Here is a 19,317-nt window from a genome sequence, read left to right on the forward strand (position 1 = left end):
CGTGCCCGGTCAGGTGAGGCCGAGCGCCGTGAGGAGTTGCGTGAACCTGGGCGCCACCAGCCGCCAGGAGCATCGGGTGGGGTCGGTCCAGAAGTCACTGGCGACGACCCTCGGGTCGGCGACGTCGGTGCGGTAGTCGAGCGCGAGGGCTACGTCGTCTCCAGGGTCCCGGTTGACCGCGATGAACACCGCGCGATCGGCATCGAGCCACGGCAGGGCGACCGGACGATTCATGCGGCTGCCGCGGGTCACTCGAAACAGCTGCGACAACGGGGCGTCGTCGGCGAAGAGGTCCAGGGCATTGTTCTCGAACCGCATTCCGTCAAGACTGGTGGGGAACATCAGTGGGTATTCGAACCACGGCATGACGCTCCGGAGCACGTGGTCTCCGGGGTGCCGCCAACGGTCCTGTTCCAGCAAGGTGGCCAGCGTGGTGGGCAGGGGGAGACCTCGGACCGTCCAATCCTGTGGACGAGGGCTCTTGTGCACGTCACCTCGCAACGTCAGATGTCCGGCAGGGCGGCCAGAGTAGCTGTTCACGGCGCGTAGGCGGGGTCGGCGACGGCCTCGGCGATGCGGGTGAGCCAATGCAGGTCGTTGGCCCGGGACTCCGGACTGGCCCCGGGCCTCAAGATGCTGCGAAGGAACTCGGCGGCATCGTCGAGGTGCCGCTCGCCGCGGTAGTAACTCAGCAACCTCTGATCCGGCTCGACCGGGCCGTAGCCCCGCCGGAAGAGCTCGGCCCGGCGCGCGTCGGCCGGGTGGTCGCCGAAGTCCCGGCTGTAGACGAACATCAGGTCCCGCTCGCGCGGCGCGAGCATCGGCGCGTCCCAGTCCACGACGTGTAGCGGACCGTCGCCGTCGGCGATCAGGTTGCCCGGGTGGATGTCGGCGTGGGCGATGACGTGCCGAGCGCGCGTGACACCGGACGCAAGCTCATCCACCGTGTCCGCCAATCGGTGCAGCGCGGTGCCGTACCGTTTCCAGAACGCGCCGAGGGCGTCGCTCGCCGCGGCCTGATCGCCGAGCGTTCGCAGCCGGTCGCCCGCGGTCGACCGGTAGGTCTCCACCGGCAGGACGGCGGCGAGTTCGGCGCTCGGCGTGACCTGGTGCAGCCGGCCCAGGAACTCGCCGTACCCGATCCACTGGCGGTCGGTTAGACCGCGAGCCCACAGACTGCCGCCCTCATGGAACGGGTAGAGCAGCAGCCGGTAGCCCTCGAAGCCGTGTGCGGCGCCGCCGTCCGGCAGGTCGATCGGCGCGACGACCTGCCGGAGGCCTCGCGCGCGGAGGAATCCGGGCAGCGCGACGGCGGCCCCTGTGAACTCGCCGCGGCGCAGCTTCAGGAAGTACCGCGCACCGCCGGTCGTGTCCACCCGGTACGCCCAGGCGTTCCCGTCGAGCCCCACCGGCAGGAACACGAGGTCGGCGACGCTCAGGGCCCAGGCGGCGGCCACCTCGGCGGCCAGCAGCGGCTCGTCGACGCCAGGTCTGTCGATCACGGCCGGAGCGTCGCAGCCGGGGTCCCGGCCGGCAAGCGAGTTGTGGTCGGGTCAGCGGATCACCGCGCGCGAGGTGTGCCTGGCCGGCTCGAAACACACCAGCGCTCCGCCGCGCTCGTCGGTGACCACCCAGGGATGACCGACGTACGTCTGCTGCCGGTAGGACTGCCCAGGCTCGAGCAGCGCGTACCGCTGGCGCCGGCCCTCGTAGTTGAGCCAGTAGACGGCGACGCGCTCCCGCCGGGTGTTGACGAAGTCGATGAACGTCTCCGGCCCGCCGCCGTGTGAACGCAGCCTCCGTTCGTGTGTCGGCGACAGCGGTCTGAGCTCGTCGGGCCCGGCGACAGGCGGTTTCGAAGACCTGGAACGGGAGGGCTTCGGCGACGCCGGCTGACTGGTCGGAGCGGCGGCCCGGCTCGGAGCGGCCGCCCGGCTCGGCTCGGCCGTCCGGGTGGGCAGGACGGAGCGGCTGGAGAGCGACACCGGCGGCGGCGACCAGGACGCCTCCGGTGGTTCCGCGGCCCCCTTGGACAGCGCCGGGGATGCCAGGATCGCCTGCCCCTCGATCGGCGGTGGAAGGTCGGGGCGGCGGGGCGTCGCGAAGGCGCTGACGATGCTGGCGAGCACCACTACCACGAGTCCGACCGCGATCGCGGCGAGCGCTGCCGGTGACGGATCGCGCAGCCAGGCCTCGCCGCCGGTCGGTCCGTCGGGCAGCGCGTGGCGCGGAGGTGGGGGAATCGCGAGGGGGTGCGATGAATCGGTCATGGCCTCGAATCCGCAAAGCCGGTGCCGTCCATGGAGCGGCGAGGGGTCCCCGATTATCCGTTACTGATCATCCCCGTAGTCAATGGCTGACCGTGCGTTCGCTGCTCAACCCTCGCGCCACATAGCAGATCCACTCCTCCGCCGAGGTCTGTCCACATCGCGTTCCGCCGTCCACAGGGGAGTCCACATCTCCCACATTCGGCTCATCGGCCGGGCAGGCTGCCGGGCACGTCCGAGTCCGACCGAGGGAGACAGCCATGCCGCCCCGCACTCCGCTCCCGCCGTACCGTCGCCTGCCTCTGCTCGTCACCTCCGACGGCGACCTTCTCGACGAGCTGTTGCGACTCGCGGCCGCCGGTGGCACCGAGGTCGAACTGGCCGCCGACCCGGCGGCCGCCCGGGCCCGCTGGGCGCCGGCGCCGCTGGTCCTCATCGGCGCCGACCAGGCGGCGGCCTGCCTGCGGGCACGCCTTCCCCGCCGCGCCCGCACGGTCCTGGTCGGTCGCTCCGGAGAACTCGATCCGGGTACGGAGTTGGCCGAGCTGATCGGCGCGGAGCACGTCGCGACACTGCCGGCGGCCGAGCCCTGGCTGATCGACCGGTTCGCCGAATGCGGGGCCGGCCCGGCGGGTCCGCCGTCGGGGCGGGTGGTGGCGGTGCTCGGCGGGCGGGGCGGCGCCGGGGCCAGCGTGCTCGCCGGCGGGCTCGCCGTCACCGCGGCCCGGTCACGCCTGCGCACGCTGCTTGTGGACGCCGACCCGCTCGGCGGAGGCCTCGATCTCGTACTCGGGTGGGAGCAGCTCGACGGGTTGCGCTGGCCTGAGCTGGCCGGCACGGACGGTCGCGTCGACCCGCCGTCGCTGGTCCGCGCGCTGCCCAGCCGAGGCGACCTGGTGGTGCTCTCCTGGGATCGCGGGGACCTGCGGCACCTGCCGGCCGAGGCGATGGCCGCCACTGTCGACGCCGGCCGTCGCGGGCGGGACCTGGTCGTGCTAGACCTGCCTCGGCACCTCGACGACGCGGCGGTGATCGCGCTCCAGGCCGCCGACCGCGCGCTGCTCGTCGTACCGGCCGAGCTGCGGGCGGCAGCCGCGGCGGCCCGGGTCGCCGCCCTCGCCGCGCCACACTGCGTCGACCTGTCGGTGATCGTGCGCGGCCCGGCGCCCGGCCGGCTCCGCGCGGCCGAGGTGTCCCGGGCGCTGGGCCTACCGCTCGCCGGCACGCTGCGGCCCGAGCCGGGGCTGTGCCGAGGACTGGAGCGGGGCGAGGCGCCGGGCGCGAGCGGCAAGGGCCCACTCGCCGTCCTGTGTCAGCGGCTCGTGGAAGAGCTGGTCGGGTCGTCGGCGGCGGGTGCGGCATGACCGGGCCGGCCGACCCCGGGGAGCTGGCCGTCCGGGTCCGGCACCGGTTCGCCGCCGAGGCGACGCCGGTCACCCCGGCGGCGATCGTCTCGGCCGTACGCGCCGAACCGGCGACCGCGGTGCTCGGCGACACCACGTTGCTGCGGATCGCCGACCGGGTCCACGACGACCTGATCGGCGCCGGTCCGCTCGCGCCGCTGCTCGCCGACCCGCAGGTCACCGACGTGCTGGTGAACGGGGTACGGGTCTGGGTCGACAGGGGGCAGGGGCTGCGTCAGGTGGCGGTGCCGCTGGGCACGCTCGACGACGTACGCCGGTTGGCGCAGCGCCTCACAGCCGCTGCCGGACGCAGGCTGGACGACGCCGCGCCGTACGCCGACGCGCGGCTGCCCGACGGCACCCGGTTGCACGCCGTGCTGCCACCGGTGGCGACCGACGGGCCGTACCTGTCGCTGCGTACCTTCCGGCAGCGGCCGTTCACCCTCGACGAGCTGGTGGATCGGGGCACGGTTGCCCGGCCGGCCGCCCCGCTGCTCGCCGCAGTGGTGGCCGGCCGCCTCGCGTACCTGGTCAGCGGCGGCACCGGCTCCGGCAAGACGACGCTGCTCAACACGCTGCTCGGGCTGGTGCCCGGCACCGAGCGGATCGTGCTGGTGGAGGACGCCGCCGAGCTGCGGCCGGTGCACCCGCACGTGATCGGGTTGCAGGCGCGCACCGCGAACGTCGAGGGCGCCGGGGCGGTAGGGCTCGGTGACCTGGTCCGGCAGGCACTGCGGATGCGGCCGGACCGGCTGGTCGTGGGCGAGTGCCGGGGCGCCGAGGTGGTGGACCTGCTCGCCGCGTTGAACACCGGCCACGACGGCGGGGCGGGGACGCTGCACGCGAACGCTCCGGCCGACGTCCCGGCCCGGCTGGAAGCGCTCGGGATGCTCGGCGGTCTGCCGCGCCTCGCACTGCACGCGCAGGTCGCCGCCGCGCTGCAGGTCGTCCTCCAGCTCCGCCGGACCGGCGAGGGACGGGTGCTGGACTCCATCGGCCTGCTGCTGCCCGACGGCCCCGACCGCGTGGTGACAGTGGTTCCGGCCTGGGTACGAGGACGGGGACCCGGTCCGGCGGCCCGTGCGCTCGGCGCCCTGCTGGGGCAGCGGGGTGTGCCGGTGCCGCCGGTCCTCCAGGTGCCCGGGGCGGAACCGTCGTGACCGCGCAGCTCGGGCTGGTGGCGCTGCTTCTCGCGGTCGCGGCAGCGGCCGTCGCCTGGCCGGTACGCGCGGGTCGCGCCCGGCGACTGGCGGTCCTGGGCGGCGGCCCAACCCAGCCGGGAAAGGGCTCGCGAGGTCCGCTCGACGCCGGACCGCAGTCGTCCGGCCAGCCACCGGGCCGCGCTCGGGAACCACGTCGGCCCGGAGCCGGGCACCCGGCACATCAGTGGATCAAGCCCGGCCCTGCCGCAGACCGGGCAGGGCAGTGGACCGGCGTCGGGCCTGCTCCCGAGCCGGCGCAACGGGCAGGGAAGCGGGCCGGCCTCGGGCCTGCGTCCGCGCTGGCGCATCGGGCACGGCGGTGGGTCGGCCTCGGCCCGGGGACGCTCGCGGCGGACGGAGACCGGGCCGCCGGTCCGCCGACGCTGTTCACGCCTCGACGCGCGCTACCCGTGGCGGCGCTGCTCGGCGCCGTGTCCGGGGCGCTGCTCGGCGGTCCGGTGGCGGCCCTGGCGCTGGCCACCTACGGCGTCCTCGCGGCCCGGGCGGTGCTGCGTCGGCGTACCCGAAGGGCGGCCGCGCTCGCGCACCGCCGCGACCTCGACCGGCTCGCCGCCGTCGCCGCCGACCTGCGGGCCGGGCTGCCGGCCGACCTGGACGACGGGCCGGGCCGGGTCGCGCGCCTGGCCCGGGCCGCCGGGAAGCTGGCCGACCGCACCGGAGCGCCCCTGGCCGACCTGCTGGAACGGATCGAGGCCGACGCCCGCGCCGCCGACCGGGGGCTCGCCGCTGCCGCCGCCCAGGCCGCCGGGGCCCGGGCGACCGCCTGGCTGCTCGCCGCGCTGCCCCTGGGCGGGATCGGCCTGGGCTACGGCATCGGGGTGGACCCGGTGGCGGTGCTCCTGCACACGCCGGTAGGTGGCGGCAGCGCGCTGGCGGCCGTCGCGTTGCAGGTCGGCGGGCTGCTCTGGGCGGAGCGGCTCGGCGTCACACCCGGGCGGGCCGTCTGATGTCCCGCCAGGTGCTGGCCGCCGTGTGCCTCGGTGGCGCCGCGTCGCTCCTGGTCGTCGCCGTTCCGGCGGCCCGCCCGGCCCGGCGGTTGCGCCGGCTCGCCCCGGCTCCCCGGCGGCCCCGCCCGGCGTGGTGGCCGGATCGGGTACGGCTGGGCGCGGCGCTGGCCGGGCTGGCCGTGCCGGTGGTGGTCGGCGGCTGGACCGGTCTGTTCCTCGGGCTGCTGGCCGGTGTCGCCGCCGATCGCCTGCTCCGGCGGATCGAGCCGCGCGTCGTCCGGGACCGACGGCTGCGGGAGACGGCCGATCTGCCGCTGGCCGCGGACCTGCTGGCCGCCGCGCTGCGGGCGGGCGCGCCGGTCGACCGTTCGGCGCTGGCGGTCGCCGAGGCGCTCGGCGGTCCGCTCGCTGACCGGCTCGGCCGGGTGGGCCGCACGCTGGGCCTGGGCGGTACGGCAACCGAGGCATGGGCGCACCTGAGCTGCGTGGCCGGGGCCGAACCCGTGGTCGCGGCGGCGGTCCGGTCGTCGAACAGTGGTGCCGCGCTGGCTCGCGCGTTGACCCGGCTCGCCGACGACCTCCGCGCCGAACGGTCGACCGCCGCGGAGGCGGCCGCCCGGCGCGCGGGTGTGCTCATCGTGCTGCCGCTCGGGCTCTGCTTCCTGCCCGCCTTCATTCTCGCCGGTCTGGTGCCGGTGATCGTCGCTGTTCTCGGCGACGTGCTGTGAACCATCGAGAAGGGACTACGACATGCGCAAACTCCTCACCCGCCTGCGGGGTGACGCCGGCATGAACACCGCCGAGTACGCCGTGGGCACGCTCGCCGCGGTCGCCTTCGCCGGCATCCTGTTGAAGGTGCTGACCTCCGGCAACGTGCAGTCCGCGCTGACCGCCGTCATCGACCGGGCCCTGAAGTGATCCGGCGCCGGTGGGCCGACCGCTGGTTTCCCACTCCGGCGCACCCGCTGGGCGTCCCGGCCGAAGCGGGCCCGATCCGCGGCGCTGCCGGCATCCGGGCCGGGGCGGTCGGGCGTGCCCTCGTCCGCCTGCTCCGCCGGGGACGTTCGTGGGCAGCGTGCGAGCGGGGCTCCTTCACCGCCGAACTGGCGGCCGGCCTGCCGGCGCTCATGCTGCTGCTCGTCGCGGGGCTGACGGCGGTGAACGCGGTCGGTACCCGGGTCGGCTGCGTCGACGCAGCCCGGGAGGCGGCGCTCGCTGCGGCCCGGGGCGAGTCCGGCGAGGTCGCCGGCCAGCGGTACGCGCCCGACGGCGCCGAGGTGTCGGTGTCTGTGGCAGGCGACCGGGTCACGGCGACGGTTCGGGCGCCGGTCCGGACGTTCGGCGCGCTGCTGCCGCGACTGAGCGTGTCGGGGCAGGCGGCGGCGGCTGTGGAACCCGGCGCGCCGGGGCCGGTGCCGTGACGGCCGTCCGGGCGTCGCGCCGAACCGCCGCCGAGCGGGGCGGAGCCACTGTGTGCCTGCTCGCGATCGGGCTGGTGTTCGTGCTGGTCGGGATGTTCGGCGCGGCGCTCGGGGCCGCCCGCTGTGCTCGGCACCAGGCCCGCAACGCGGCGGACTTCGGGGCGCTCGCCGGTGCCGGGCGGGTGCTCGACGGCGTCGAGGGCGCGTGCGCTCGCGCGGCCGAGCTGGTGGCGGCCAACGGCGGCCGGATGACCGGCTGCCGGATCGACGGGCTCGATCTGATCGTCACGGCGCGGGTACGTGTCGAGCCGCTGCCCGGGCTGACCCGGGACGCCACCGCGACGTCCCGGGCCGGGCCGGCCCGGGACACCGACGGTTGAGGCGGCCGAGCCGGGGGCGTCGATCGCTGGCGCTCCCGGCTCGGCCGGCGGGTGGTGGAAAAGGTGGCGCGGGGTCAGCGGGACTGGAGCGCGTCCAACCCGACGGCCATCGCGATGACCAGGCGCCGGTCGATCTGCGGGTGGTGGATGTCGACGACGTACCGGTCGCGCAGGCCCCACTTCTTGTCGACCGAGAACACCGGCTGGCCACCGGCCACGAAGTCGAAGTGGTACGGCAGCCAGGAGAGCGAGTCGACGAACCGGCGCAGCAGCGCGACCGGCAGGCTGCGCTCCTGCCCGGTGGCCGGCGGCAGCCCGGGCTGCTCGACGTGCCACGTCGAGCGCAGCAGCGACTGCGCGAAGTCCTTGCGGAACAGCCCGATCGGGTTGCCGGCGTGGTCGGTCACGTCGTATGTGGCGCCGAGGTCGAGCCGCTGCCGGGCCTTGAACCCGAGAAGGGGGTACTGCTTGGAGTCGTCGGTGTAGATGGTCACCTGCTCCTTAAAGGCGAGCCGCTTCTGCTGCGCGAACGCGAGCAGCCCGGCCTCGGAGCCGTCGGGTGCCGCGGCGTGCACCTCGTACTGGTTGACCATCATCCGGATCCGCTGTCGGACGATGAACCGGTTATGGGCCTGCAGGTTGTCGAGCGACATCAGATCTCCTTCGAGGGGTCGCCGGAGTCTCGCACAGCAGGCCCGCCGCCGCTTGCCCCCGCTCGCGCCAGGATCACCGCTCGCGAGGGCCTCCGGCGTCCGGGCACCCACCCACCCCACAAGGCGAACGACGACGAAAGGTCAACGACCGCCGTCGACCGTGGCCTTCATCGCCCAACTGTTCAGCACCTGGTGAATGCCGCGCAGGCGCTCGTTGATCTGCTCCAGCCGCTCCGCCTGGGCGAGCGTGGCCAGCGCGGTGCCCAGCGCGATCTGCTGGTCGGGGGTTAGGTTTTCCTGGTCGATGGTGTAGAGCAACTCGACGGTCTCGGCGATCGTGTCGGCCACGGCGGCACCTCCGGCGGGACGGGTCTGGGGTCACCTGCGCTACTGGAAATGATGCATGGAAGCGCTCCCATACATCAATGCCCCGAGAGCCCTGCCCTCATGCACCCGTCCCACCAACCAGACCCCCGGGGCACGGCCCATCTTGATCGACACCAGTTCGGCGAAGTGGCGGGGTCCAGCACCCGCCTATACAGCAACCACCCCGATCTGGCGGGAGGCCCCACCCGACGGGTGCGGACCAGGTCAGGCGGGTGGGCCACCGGCCGTCTGAGCTGGGCGGGCCACCCGGTCGCCTTGCCGGGGCAACACCTCGCCGCTCCCCGGGCCGCCCGCCTCCGGGCCGGCACCCGCCTCCGGGCCGTCCGCCTCCGGGCCAGAGGTGGGCGGGTCCGGGTCAGACACCGCGTCCGGGCCGCCGACCGTGGCGAGATTCGCCAGCACCACGTCGAGGACCTTCACCGCCTCTGCCTTCGCCAGCGGGTTGTTGCCGTTTCCGCACTTCGGGGACTGGACGCAGGACGGGCACCCGGTCTCGCACCCGCATTCGGCGATCGCGTCCCGAGTGGCGCGCAGCCAGGCGGCGGCGGTGCCGTACGCCCGCTCGGCGAAACCCGCCCCGCCGGGATGCCCGTCGTAGACGAAGACCGTGGGCGCCTCGGTGTCCGGGTGCAGGGCGGTGGACAGCCCACCGATGTCCCAGCGATCGCAGGTCGCCATCAGCGGCAGCAGGCCGATGGCGGCGTGCTCGGCGGCGTGCAGCGCGCCCGGCACGTCGGCCGCCTCGACACCGGCGGCGGTCAGCGACTCGGGGGAGAGCGTGAACCACACCGCGACGGTGCGCAGCTCCCGGGCCGGCAGGTCGAGCGGGCGGGTGTCGATCACCTCGCCGGTGGCGATGCGCCGCCGCTGGTACGACACCACCTGGCTGGTCACGTCCACCTCGCCGAGGAAGAGCCCGACCGGGCCGGCGTCCAAGTACGAGCGGACCGACACCACCGACAGCGAGGTGACGTCGCGGGCGTGGGTGGACCAGTCCGGCTCCTCGGCGTGCACGAGCGCGCACCCGTCGGCCAGGTCGAGTGAGTCGACCACGTACGAGACGCCCTGGTGCAGGTAGACCGCGCCGGTGTGCAGCAGGAAGTGCGACGATCCGCCGTCGACAGTGCCGAGCAGCCGGCCGGTGGACTCCTCCACCACGCACACCGGGGCGCCGCCCTCGCCGCGCAGGTCGACCTCGGGGCGTTCCCGGTGCCGCCAGTACCAGCCGGTGGGCCGCTGCCGCAGCGCTCCCGCCTCGACCAGCGAGTCCACCGCCTCCTTCGCGCCCTCACCGAACAGGTCAAGGTCGGCGGGGGTGAGCGGGGACTCGTGGGCGGCGCAGGCGAGCTGCGGCGCGAGGACGTACGGGTTGGCCGGGTCGAGCACCGTCGCCTCGACCGGCCGCCCGAACAGCGCCTCCGGGTGGTGCACCAGATAGGTGTCGAGCGGGTCGTCGCGGGCCACCAGCACGGCGAGCGCCTCGTCGCCGGAACGCCCGGCCCGCCCGGCCTGCTGCCACAGCGACGCGCGGGTGCCGGGCCAGCCGCAGATCAGCACCGCGTCCAGCCCGACCAGGTCGACGCCGAGTTCGAGCGCGTTCGTGGAGGCGAGCCCGAGCAGGTCGCCGTGCAGTAGCGCCCGTTCCAGCTCGCGGCGTTCCTCGCGCAGGTAGCCGGCCCGGTAGGCGGCCACCCGCTCGCCGAGGCCGGGCACCGCCTCGTCCAGCGACCGCCGGGCGTTCGCGGCGACCACCTCGGCGCCCCGGCGGGACCGCACGAACGCGAGCGTGCGTACCCCCTCGACCACGCTGTCGGCGAGCAGGTCGGCGGTCTCCCGCAGCGCGGAGCGCCGGACCTGGACGAGGTCGGCGTCGGGAGCCGAGTCGGAGGGCGGCAGCAGCGGCGGCTCCCAGAGCGCGAACGTCACGCCGCCGCGCGGCGACGTGTCCTCGGTGACGGCGGTGACTGCTAGACCGGTGAGCCGCCCGGCCGCCGTCGCCGGGTCACCCGACGTGGCCGAGGCCAGCAGAAACACGGGGGTACGCCCGAAGCGCGCGCACTGCCGCCGCAACCGCCGCAGTACGTGCGCGACGTGTGAGCCGAAGACGCCCCGGTAGGTGTGGCACTCGTCGACCACCACGTACGCGAGGCGGCGCAGGAACCCGGACCAGTGGGCGTGACCGGGCAGGATGCCGTGGTGCAGCATGTCCGGGTTGGTCAGCACGAACCGGGAGTGTCGCCGAATCCACTCCCGCTCGGCGCGCGGCGTGTCCCCGTCGTAGGTGGCGGGGCGTACCCCGTCGAGGTCGAGACCGGCGACGGCGCGGAGCTGGTCGGCGGCGAGCGCCTTGGTCGGCGCCAGGTAGAGCACAGTGGCGCGCGGGTCGGCGAGCAGCGTGCTCAGCGCGGGCAGCTGGTACGCCAGGGACTTGCCGGACGCCGTGCCGGTGGCCACCACGACGTGATTGCCGGCGTACGCCAGCTCGGCGGCCTCGGCCTGGTGCCGCCACGGGGCGGTGACGCCGCGCCGCGCGAACGCCGCCCGCAGTTCCTCCGGCGCCCAGCCGGGCCACCCGACCGGCTCGCCGGCCCGCGCCGGGACGCGCTCGACGTGGGTGACCGGGTCGGTGGGGTGCCGCAGCCGCAGCCGGCGCAGCAGCTCACCCGGAGCACGCCGCGGGCCGGGGCTGTGGTCGGTCACGTCCTGCACTCTCGCACTGGTGTTCGGAATTGGGAACCGCAGGGTGGGGGTAAGGGAGGGGCGTGGCCGGTGATCCGAGAGGGCCGCACGGGGGATGGTTAGATGCCCTGGAGAGTTTACCGAGGAGGGGCCGATGGAGCTGTCGCTGGCGACCCGCGCCGTGGGGGAGCACACGGTGCTCGAGGTCGGTGGTGAGGTGGACGTCTACACCGCCCCCCGCCTGCGGGAACGGCTTCTTGAGCTGATCGACGGCGGGGCCCGCCACGTGGTGGTCGACCTGGGCCGGGTGGACTTCCTCGACTCGACCGGACTGGGCGTGCTGGTCGGCGCGCTCAAGCGGCTGCGCTCGGCCGGCGGCTCGTTCGCCCTGGTCTGCGACAAGGAGCCGCTGCTCAAGATTTTCCGGATCACCGCCCTGGACCAGGTCTTCCCGCTGCATCCGACGGTCGACGCGGCCATCGCCGCCGACTCCACCGGCGCGTGATGGCCACCGTCAAGCTTTCCTTCTCTCCGGCCCCGGTGCACGTGCGTACCGCACGCCTGGTCGGCGTCGCGGTGGCCCGGCGGGCCGGCGTACGCGAGGACCTGCTGGACGAGGTGCGCCTGGCCATCGGTGAGGCGTGCACGCGGGCGGTCGCGCTGCACCGGCAGTACGGCCTGGCGGATCCGGTGTACGTGGAGATGTCCGACACCGGTGGCTACACGGTCCGGGTGGTGGACCGGGCGCCGATCGAGGCGGGCCTCGGCCTGGCCGCGCTCGGGCCGGACGAGCTGGCCAAGGAGTCGCTGAGCGAGGACGCGCTCACCACCGGGGTGGGCTTCGCGCTGCTCGCCGGTTTCGTGGAGGACCTCCAGGTCCGCCCGGTCGACGAGGGCGTCGGCACCGAGGTCCGGATGACCTGGCCGGCCGGACGCGCCTGACCTTCCCGTTCACGTAGGCCGCGTTCCCCGCACGGGGAGCGCGGCCTCGTCGTGTTGACCGGGCCATATATCAGATTTCTTCGTATAACACAGTTACGAAGATCATCGAGACACGGTGCCCCCTGCCTGTGACCCTCGCCACGCCGGAGGGCTACAGTACCCGGGTTGTCAGCAAGTGATCCCGTCCCGTAGCCAGCGGGAACGGTCCGCCGGAGTGGGTTGGCGCGCGCTTGCGAGTCCGCATCCAGGCGTCGGCCCGTGCGTCTCCACCGGCCGGCGCGAGTTGTTCGGTACAGGAGGACATAGATGTCCGGGACCTTGGCCGCTGACGGCGGCGCACTGTCCCTTACCGGAGCCAACGTGACGTACGTCGTCATCGCCGCGGTCATCGCGCTGGTGGCGCTCGTCTTCGCGGCCGCCCTCACCAGGGCGGTCCTGGCGGCCGGTAAGGGAACCACAAACATGCAGGAGATCTCCGGCGCGGTGCAGGAGGGCGCGTCGGCGTACCTGCTGCGGCAGTTCCGCACGCTGGCGATCTTCGTCGTGATCGCCGTCGTGCTGCTGTTCCTGCTGCCGGTGCACGACACCGACGGCAACGAAACGCTGGTGAAGCTCGGCCGCTCGGCGTTCTTCGTGGTGGGTGCGCTGTTCAGCGCGTTCATCGGCGGCGCCGGCATGTGGCTGGCCACCCGCGCCAACCTGCGGGTGGCAGCGGCCGCGCGGGAGCGCGAAGGCGGACGCGAAGGCGCCATGAAGATCGCCTTCCGCACCGGCGGCGTGGTCGGCTTCCTCACCGTCGGCCTCGGTCTGTTCGGCGCGGCGCTCGTCGTGCTGATCTACCGGGGTGACGCCCCGACCGTGCTGGAGGGCTTCGGTTTCGGCGCCGCGCTGCTCGCCATGTTCATGCGGGTCGGCGGCGGCATCTTCACCAAGGCCGCCGACGTCGGCGCCGACCTGGTCGGCAAGGTCGAGCAGGGCATCCCGGAGGACGACCCGCGCAACGCCGCCACCATCGCCGACAACGTGGGCGACAACGTCGGCGACTGCGCCGGCATGGCCGCCGACCTGTTCGAGTCGTACGCGGTCACGCTCGTCGCGGCGCTGATCCTGGGCCGGGCCGCGTTCGGTGAGACCGGCCTGGTCTTCCCGCTGATCATCTCCACCATCGGCGTGCTCGTCGCGATCGTCGGCGTCTTCATCACCCGGCTGCGCGCCAGCGACCGCAACGGCCTGACCGCCATCAACCGGGCCTTCTACCTCTCCGCGCTCATCGCCGCGGTGCTCGTCGCGATCGCCGCGTTCGCGTACCTGCCGGCCACGTTCGCCGAGCTGGAGGGCGGGCTGACCGACGTCGACCGCAACCCGCGGCTGGTGGCCATCGGCGCGGTCGTGATCGGTATCGTGCTGGCCGCCGCGATCCAGGCGCTGACCGGCTACTTCACCGAGACCAACAGGCGCCCGGTGCAGGACATCGGCAAGAGCTCGCAGACCGGCCCGGCCACCGTCATCCTCGCCGGCATCAGCGTCGGTCTGGAGTCGGCCGTCTACTCGGCGCTGCTGATCGGCGCCGGCGTGTTCGGCGCGTTCCTGCTCGGCGGCAGCTCGATCACGCTGTCGCTGTTCGCCGTCGCGCTGGCCGGCACCGGCCTGCTCACCACCGTCGGCGTCATCGTCGCCATGGACACGTTCGGCCCGATCTCCGACAACGCGCAGGGCGTGGCCGAGATGTCCGGCGACATCGACGAGCACGGCGCGCGGACGCTCACCGAGCTGGACGCCGTCGGCAACACCACCAAGGCGATCACCAAGGGCATCGCTATCGCCACCGCCGTGCTGGCCGCCACCGCGCTGTTCGGCTCGTACACCGACACGCTGCGCTCCTCGTACGAGGACGCGGGCGTGAACGACGTCGGCAACGAGATCCTCAACTCGCTCAACGTCGCCAACCCCCGCAACCTGGTCGGCCTCATCATCGGCGCCGCGGTGGTCTTCCTCTTCTCCGGCCTGGCCATCAACGCGGTGTCCCGCTCGGCCGGCGCCGTGGTGATGGAGGTACGCCGCCAGTTCCGTGAGCTGCCCGGCATCATGGACCGCACCCAGCGGCCCGAGTACGGCAAGGTCGTGGACATCTGCACCCGGGACGCGCAGCGCGAGCTGCTTACCCCCGGCCTGCTGGCCATCCTGGCCCCGATCGCTGTCGGCTTCGGCCTCGGCCCGGGCGCGCTGGCCGCGTACCTGGCCGGCGCGATCGGCGCGGGCACGCTGATGGCGGTGTTCCTGGCCAACTCCGGTGGCGCCTGGGACAACGCCAAGAAGCTGGTGGAGGACGGCGCGTACGGCGGCAAGGGCTCCGACGCGCACGCCGCCACCGTCATCGGCGACACCGTCGGCGACCCGTTCAAGGACACCGCCGGCCCGGCGATCAACCCGCTGATCAAGGTGATGAACCTGGTCTCGTTGCTGATCGCGCCGGCCGTGGTGGCCTGGAGCGTGGGCAACGACCAGAACAACCCGCTGCGCATCACGATCGCCGTGGTCGCCGCGCTGATCATCGCGGGGGCCGTGGTGTTCAGCAAGCGCAAGGGCGTGGCGATGACCGACTCGGACAGCGACGCCGGCAAGCCGGACCAGCGCCCGGAGACGGTCAACGCCTGAGGTCCACGCGACGGCTCCCGGCCGGTCCCGGCCGGCCGGGAGCCCCGTGCCCGGCAAACCTGAGCGGTGGCGGTTCCGCCCGGAGGTCGTACGCTGCAACGCATGCGTACGCGCCGGGCGGCAACCGCCGGAAAGCTCACGGTGGTCCTGGCCACGCTGGTCCTCGTCGTCGCCGGGTGCGGCGGCGGCCCGAGCCCCCGGGTCTGGGCCGCGTCGGTGTGCCAGGCGCTCACCCCGTGGCGCGCGGAGATCTCCAAGCTGACCAGCAGCACCCAGCAGCAGATGACCGCGCAGACCACTCCGGCGCAGGCCAAGGAGAACCTGGTCCGGCTCTTCGCCGGCGCCGAGCAGGCCAGCGAGACGGCCCGGCGCAAGGTCGAGGAGGCGGGCGTGCCCGAGGCCGAGCGCGGCGCCGAGGTGTCCGCCGGGTTCCTGGGGTCGCTGAGCAAGATGCGCGACGCGTACGGCAGGGCCCGGTCCGCCATCGACGGGCTCGACACCGCCCAGGCCGGCCCGTTCTACGACGGCGTGCGCGCCGCCGTGGACACGCTCAACAAGGAGTACGACGCGAGCGCGCTGGACACCAGCAAGCTCAACTCGACCGAGCTGAAAGAGGCCTTCGACGAGGTCCCGGAGTGTCGCTGACCCCTCCCACCCCGAAACCGGCCCGCCAGCCCTCGCTGTTCTCCACCGAGGCGGCCGATCCCGTGCTGGCGGATCTCGCCGGCCTGCTCGCCGGGCCCGGTGAGGTGGGGCGGATGGGCGGCACGGCCCGGATCTCCATGGTGGTGGACGCCGCCTGGCGGGTGCACGTGCTGGTGGCGGAGCTGGGCGCCCGGGGCGTGCCGGCGAGCTGGGAGCCGACCGAGGACGGGCGGCACCGGGTGCGCACCGCGTACACGAGCATGCTGGCGCCGCTCGCGCGGGCCTGGCTGCGCGGGGCGGTGAAGCGGCCACCGGCCCGATTCCACCTGGACGGGCGGCGGCTGCGGCTCTGGGCGGCCGCGGCCGGGACGGCCGAGCCGGCCGGGTTCCGGCTGCGGCTCGGACCGGCCGACGAGCCGTGCTGGCCGGTGGTGCGCGCCGCGCTGGCGGCGGTCGGCCTGCCGGCCGCGTTCGTGGAGCCGGACGAGGGCGGGCCCGCGTTCCGGATCGGCGGGCGGCGCATGTCGCGGCTGGCCGAGTTGGTGGGGGAACGGCCGGTCACGGCGCCGGCGGCGGAGTGGCCGGGCGCGTCCGGCTGACCGTCCGGTGTCCGAACCCGGACACCCGGCGACGGCTCCGCCGGGTGTACGCGATCGTCACAGTGACACGCCTGCCGCCCTACCCACGGTGTACCGTGACGCCGTCCGGCAGGGTGCGGCCGGCGGTCGCCGGGAGAGCGGCCCGTTTGCCGCCCACGAAACCCGGAACGCGGACGGCGCGTTACGTTGGACATCCGGACCGCCCGTGGTCCGGGTGGCGCAACACGGCCCGAAGCGGGCATGGCGTAGGAGTGAGGTCGGGGAGAGACGTGCCGAGCAACGCTGGAACCACCCGTCTGGTCATCGTCGAGTCTCCGGCGAAGGCCAAGACGATCTCGGGCTACCTCGGCCCGGGGTACGTCGTGGAGGCCAGCTTCGGCCACGTCCGGGACCTGCCCCGCAACGCCGCCGACGTCCCGGCGAAGTACAAGGGTGAGCCCTGGGCGCGCCTCGGCGTCGACGTCGACAACGGCTTCCACGCGCTCTACGTGGTCTCGCCCGACCGTAAGCAGCAGATCAGCAAGCTGGTGAAGCTGGCCAAGGAGGTCGACGAGATCTTCCTGGCGACGGATGAGGACCGCGAGGGCGAGGCCATCGCCTGGCACCTGGTGGAGACGCTCAAGCCCAAGGTGCCGGTCAAGCGGATGGTCTTCCACGAGATCACCAAGCCGGCCATCCAGGCCGCGGTGGCCAACCCCCGGGAGATCGACCGCGACCTGGTCGACGCCCAGGAGGCACGGCGCATCCTCGACCGGCTCTACGGGTACGAGGTATCGCCGGTGCTGTGGAAGAAGGTCATGCCGAAGCTGTCGGCGGGCCGGGTGCAGTCCGTGGCGACCCGGATCGTGGTCGAGCGGGAGCGCCAGCGGATGGCGTTCCGCACCGCCGAGTACTGGGACATCCTGGCCACGCTCGCGGTGGCGAAGCCGGGCGAGGGCCCGCGTACGTTCAACGCCACGCTGGTCGCGCTGAACGGTGACCGGATCGCCACCGGCAAGGACTTCGAGCCGACCACGGGTCGTGTTCGCGCCGGAGCGGGTGTCGTCCACCTCGACGAGGGCGGGGCCCGGGGACTGGCCGCCCGCCTGGCCGACCGGCCGTTCACCGTCACCCGGGTCGAGGAGAAGCCCTACCGCCGCCGCCCGTACGCGCCGTTCATCACCTCCACGCTCCAGCAGGAGGCGGCCCGCAAGCTGCGGTTCTCGTCGCAGCAGACGATGCGCACCGCGCAGCGCCTGTACGAGAACGGCTACATCACCTACATGCGTACCGACTCGGTGAACCTGTCCGAGACGGCCATCGCGGCGGCCCGCCGGCAGATCGTCGAGCTGTACGGCGAGCGCAGCGTGCCGCCGGAGCCGCGCCGCTACACCGGCAAGGTGAAGAACGCGCAGGAGGCGCACGAGGCGATCCGCCCGGCGGGCGACAACTTCCGCACCCCGGGCGAGGTGGCCAAGGAACTGTCCGCCGAGGAGTACAAGCTCTACGAGCTGATCTGGCGGCGCACCATCGCCTCGCAGATGACCGACGCGGTCGGCTCCAGCGTGTCGGTGCGCATCCGTGCCGTCTCCTCCGCCCAGGAGGAGGCCGACTTCGGGGCGACCGGCAAGACCATCACCGACCCGGGCTTCCTGCGCGCGTACGTCGAGTCCAGCGACGACGAGAACGCCGAGGCCGAGGACGCCGAGCGGCGGCTGCCCACGCTGGTCAAGGACCAGCCGCTGACCGCCGACGAGCTGGCCGCGCAGGGCCACCACACCCAGCCGCCGTCGCGCTACACCGAGGCGTCGCTGGTGAAGGCCCTGGAGGAGCTGGGCATCGGCCGCCCCTCCACGTACGCGTCGATCATGCAGACGATCCAGGACCGCGGGTACGTGACCAAGCGCGGCCAGGCCATGATCCCCACGTTCCTGGCGTTCGCGGTGATCGGGCTGATGGAGCGGCACTACCCGCGCCTGATCGACTACGACTTCACGGCCAGCATGGAGAACGAGCTGGACGAGATCGCCGGAGGCGACCACGCCGCCGTCGACTTCCTCACCTCCTTCTACTTCGGCAGCACCAACGGCGCCGGCGACCAGGCCATCGCGCACGCCGGTGGCCTGAAGAAGCTGGTCACCGAGAACCTCAGCGAGATCGACGCGCGTAGCGTCAACTCCATCCCGCTGTTCACCGACGACGAGGGCCGCGAGGTCGTCGTCCGGGTCGGCCGGTACGGGCCGTACCTGCAGCGGGCGCTCCCCGGCTCGGTTTCGGGCACGGCCTCGGTTTCGGGCACGGCCTCGGGTGAGGGCGAGGGCGAGGAGGGCGGTTCGCAGGGCGACCGGGCGCCGATCCCGGAGGGCCTCGCGCCGGACGAGCTGACCCCGGAGAAGGTGCACGAGCTGTTCCTCGGCGGCGGCGGTGAGCGCAAGCTCGGCGACGACCCGTCGACCGGCGAGCCGATCCTGCTCAAGTCCGGCCGGTTCGGCCCGTACGTGGCCAGCGGTGAGCGCAAGTCGTCGCTGCTGCGCTCGCAGTCGCCGGACAGCCTCACCCTGGAGCAGGCGTTGCAGCTGCTGCGCCTGCCCCGGCTCATCGGCGTGGCCCCGGACGGCACCGAGGTGTTCGCCAACAACGGCCGCTACGGCCCGTACGTCAAGCGCGGTGACGAGTTCCGCTCGCTGGACTCGGAAGACAAGATGTTCACCGTCACGCTGGACGAGGCGCTGGCGTTGCTGGCCGCCCCGAAGACGCGCCAGCGCCGGGCCGCCGCGCCGCCGCTGCGGGAGATGGGCAACGACCCGCTCACCGAGAAGCCGCTGGTGATCAAGGACGGGCGCTTCGGGCCGTACGTCACGGACGGCGAGTTCAACGCGTCGCTGCGGCGCGGGCAGACGCCGGAGGAGCTGACGCTGGAGCAGGCGTCGGAGATGCTCGCCGAGAAGCGCGCGAAGGGCCCGGCCCCGAAGAAGAAGGCCGCGAAGAAGGCCGCCCCGGCCAAGAAGACGACGGCCGCCAAGAAGACAACGGCCGCCAAGAAGACGACCGCGGCGAAGAAGGCCCCCGCGAAAAAGGCGGCCCCCAAGAAGGCGACCTCAACCCCGAACGAGTGATCTTGGTACGGAGTCGCCCCT

19 protein-coding genes are annotated in these 19,317 nt (G+C 73.6%); 13 read left to right on the top strand and 6 right to left on the bottom strand.

Annotated elements, in window-relative coordinates:
* Positions 1-9 precede the first annotated feature (9 nt).
* The 3 genes from PVK74_RS23225 to PVK74_RS23235 all read right to left on the bottom strand — a co-directional run bounded on the left by PVK74_RS23225 (position 10) and on the right by PVK74_RS23235 (position 2,270).
* Complete coding sequence (locus tag PVK74_RS23225) at positions 10-318, bottom strand: hypothetical protein (protein ID WP_245254648.1); 309 nt, start codon at positions 316-318, stop codon at positions 10-12.
* Between the two features lie 218 nt (positions 319-536).
* The gene (locus PVK74_RS23230; protein WP_274477196.1) at positions 537-1,502 is read right to left on the bottom strand and encodes a phosphotransferase enzyme family protein; all 966 of its coding nucleotides are present in this window, start codon (positions 1,500-1,502) and stop codon (positions 537-539) included.
* Positions 1,503-1,553: 51 nt separating this feature from the next.
* Positions 1,554-2,270, bottom strand: a complete 717-nt coding sequence (locus tag PVK74_RS23235) for a VHL beta domain-containing protein (protein WP_104114591.1) — start codon at positions 2,268-2,270, stop codon at positions 1,554-1,556.
* A gap of 257 nt (positions 2,271-2,527) precedes the next feature.
* Here PVK74_RS23235 and ssd point away from each other — a divergent pair, with 257 nt between their 5' ends.
* The 7 genes from ssd to PVK74_RS23270 all read left to right on the top strand — a co-directional run bounded on the left by ssd (position 2,528) and on the right by PVK74_RS23270 (position 7,641).
* On the top strand, positions 2,528-3,631 hold the full coding sequence (gene ssd, locus PVK74_RS23240) for a septum site-determining protein Ssd (RefSeq protein WP_140946280.1): 1,104 nt from the start codon (positions 2,528-2,530) through the stop codon (positions 3,629-3,631).
* A complete protein-coding gene (locus PVK74_RS23245; protein ID WP_274477197.1) occupies positions 3,628-4,830 on the top strand; it encodes a TadA family conjugal transfer-associated ATPase in 1,203 nt (400 codons plus the stop codon). The genes ssd and PVK74_RS23245 overlap by 4 nt, the downstream gene beginning before the upstream one ends.
* The gene (locus PVK74_RS23250; protein ID WP_274477198.1) at positions 4,827-5,840 is read left to right on the top strand and encodes a hypothetical protein; all 1,014 of its coding nucleotides are present in this window, start codon (positions 4,827-4,829) and stop codon (positions 5,838-5,840) included. Before PVK74_RS23245 ends, PVK74_RS23250 begins: the two co-directional genes overlap by 4 nt.
* A complete protein-coding gene (locus PVK74_RS23255; RefSeq protein WP_274477199.1) occupies positions 5,840-6,568 on the top strand; it encodes a type II secretion system F family protein in 729 nt (242 codons plus the stop codon). The genes PVK74_RS23250 and PVK74_RS23255 overlap by 1 nt, the downstream gene beginning before the upstream one ends.
* A 22-nt stretch (positions 6,569-6,590) precedes the next feature.
* Positions 6,591-6,758: a DUF4244 domain-containing protein gene (locus PVK74_RS23260; protein WP_013283643.1), complete on the top strand. Its 168-nt coding sequence runs from the start codon at positions 6,591-6,593 to the stop codon at positions 6,756-6,758.
* A gap of 92 nt (positions 6,759-6,850) precedes the next feature.
* The gene (locus PVK74_RS23265; RefSeq protein ID WP_393098176.1) at positions 6,851-7,261 is read left to right on the top strand and encodes a TadE family type IV pilus minor pilin; all 411 of its coding nucleotides are present in this window, start codon (positions 6,851-6,853) and stop codon (positions 7,259-7,261) included.
* Positions 7,258-7,641 (top strand): Rv3654c family TadE-like protein, encoded by a 384-nt coding sequence (locus PVK74_RS23270; protein WP_113972184.1) that lies wholly within the window; start codon positions 7,258-7,260, stop codon positions 7,639-7,641. The genes PVK74_RS23265 and PVK74_RS23270 overlap by 4 nt, the downstream gene beginning before the upstream one ends.
* A gap of 74 nt (positions 7,642-7,715) precedes the next feature.
* Here the strand turns inward: PVK74_RS23270 and PVK74_RS23275 are convergent, their stop codons facing one another.
* From PVK74_RS23275 to PVK74_RS23285, 3 genes are all read right to left on the bottom strand, one after another.
* Positions 7,716-8,294 carry an LURP-one-related family protein gene (locus tag PVK74_RS23275; protein WP_030503750.1) on the bottom strand — a complete coding sequence of 193 codons (579 nt, stop codon included), beginning with the start codon at positions 8,292-8,294 and terminating at the stop codon, positions 7,716-7,718.
* A 141-nt stretch (positions 8,295-8,435) separates the two neighbouring features.
* Entirely contained in the window at positions 8,436-8,642 is a 207-nt protein-coding gene (locus tag PVK74_RS23280; protein ID WP_043327245.1) for a hypothetical protein, read from the bottom strand.
* 243 nt (positions 8,643-8,885) lie between these two features.
* Entirely contained in the window at positions 8,886-11,381 is a 2,496-nt protein-coding gene (locus PVK74_RS23285; RefSeq protein WP_043330721.1) for a DEAD/DEAH box helicase, read from the bottom strand.
* Positions 11,382-11,514: 133 nt separating this feature from the next.
* On the opposite strand from PVK74_RS23285, the gene PVK74_RS23290 reads away from it, so the two are divergent.
* The 6 genes from PVK74_RS23290 (at position 11,515) to topA (ending at position 19,296) form a co-directional block, all read left to right on the top strand.
* Positions 11,515-11,865 carry an STAS domain-containing protein gene (locus PVK74_RS23290; RefSeq protein ID WP_013283649.1) on the top strand — a complete coding sequence of 117 codons (351 nt, stop codon included), beginning with the start codon at positions 11,515-11,517 and terminating at the stop codon, positions 11,863-11,865.
* The gene (locus PVK74_RS23295; RefSeq protein ID WP_043327241.1) at positions 11,865-12,302 is read left to right on the top strand and encodes an ATP-binding protein; all 438 of its coding nucleotides are present in this window, start codon (positions 11,865-11,867) and stop codon (positions 12,300-12,302) included. The genes PVK74_RS23290 and PVK74_RS23295 overlap by 1 nt, the downstream gene beginning before the upstream one ends.
* Before the next feature lie 306 nt (positions 12,303-12,608).
* Complete coding sequence (locus PVK74_RS23300; RefSeq protein ID WP_043327240.1) at positions 12,609-14,957, top strand: sodium-translocating pyrophosphatase; 2,349 nt, start codon at positions 12,609-12,611, stop codon at positions 14,955-14,957.
* A 102-nt stretch (positions 14,958-15,059) separates the two neighbouring features.
* Complete coding sequence (locus PVK74_RS23305; protein ID WP_043327238.1) at positions 15,060-15,602, top strand: hypothetical protein; 543 nt, start codon at positions 15,060-15,062, stop codon at positions 15,600-15,602.
* Entirely contained in the window at positions 15,593-16,201 is a 609-nt protein-coding gene (locus tag PVK74_RS23310) for a hypothetical protein (protein WP_274477204.1), read from the top strand. Before PVK74_RS23305 ends, PVK74_RS23310 begins: the two co-directional genes overlap by 10 nt.
* Positions 16,202-16,470: 269 nt before the next feature.
* Positions 16,471-19,296 (top strand): type I DNA topoisomerase, encoded by a 2,826-nt coding sequence (topA, locus tag PVK74_RS23315; RefSeq protein ID WP_274477206.1) that lies wholly within the window; start codon positions 16,471-16,473, stop codon positions 19,294-19,296.
* Positions 19,297-19,317 lie beyond the last annotated feature (21 nt).

Origin of the sequence: Micromonospora chalcea, from assembly GCF_028768405.1 — a bacterium.
Taxonomy (GTDB): Bacteria; Actinomycetota; Actinomycetes; order Mycobacteriales; family Micromonosporaceae; genus Micromonospora; species Micromonospora chalcea.